This is a genomic window from Faecalicatena contorta (assembly GCF_021531995.1).
Lineage (GTDB): Bacteria > Bacillota > Clostridia > Lachnospirales > Lachnospiraceae > Dorea_A > Dorea_A contorta_A.
Genome location: NZ_JAFBIZ010000309.1, coordinates 1 through 459, shown reverse-complemented (window position 1 = coordinate 459; position 459 = coordinate 1). Strand labels below are relative to the sequence as shown.

General features: G+C 32.2%; 1 protein-coding gene. It reads left to right on the top strand.

Going from position 1 to position 459, the window contains the following annotated elements; genetic code table 11:
* Positions 1-109: 109 nt before the first annotated feature.
* A partial coding sequence (locus tag JQM82_RS16100; protein ID WP_235251430.1) for a hypothetical protein occupies positions 110-459 on the top strand: 350 nt, incomplete at its 3' end.

The window sequence follows — 459 nt, the reverse complement described above, 5'->3', positions numbered from 1 at the left end:
TAATTACACTCATAATGACCAGGGAGAATTATACAAAGATAGAAACGAAATTGCTCAGTATTGTGATGAGGATAAACTTATAGGATTCAATCACATAAGAATACACGATATGAAATTAGAAGATAGTATAACGATCCAAAAAGTAGAGGAATGTGCTGATAGATTCAATAATTTAGTTGATGATTATCAAAAGCTAAAAAAGCGTGCGAAAACGGTGGGGCTGCCTGTGCCTGAAATGAATAGGGTCCAAATGCAGCATGATATTGATTTATTGGAAAAACACGAGATTTATACCAAGAAGTTCAGCTCAGATTACTTTGATGTAGTATTAATTAGAATGTTAGAAGAGTCAATGTTTTTAAAGCGAATAGTAATTCATGAATTGGGACATGCAATAGCAAGTACATATGATGTTTCTGAGGATTCAGAAATATTGAAACTGTTTGAGAAATATAAAGA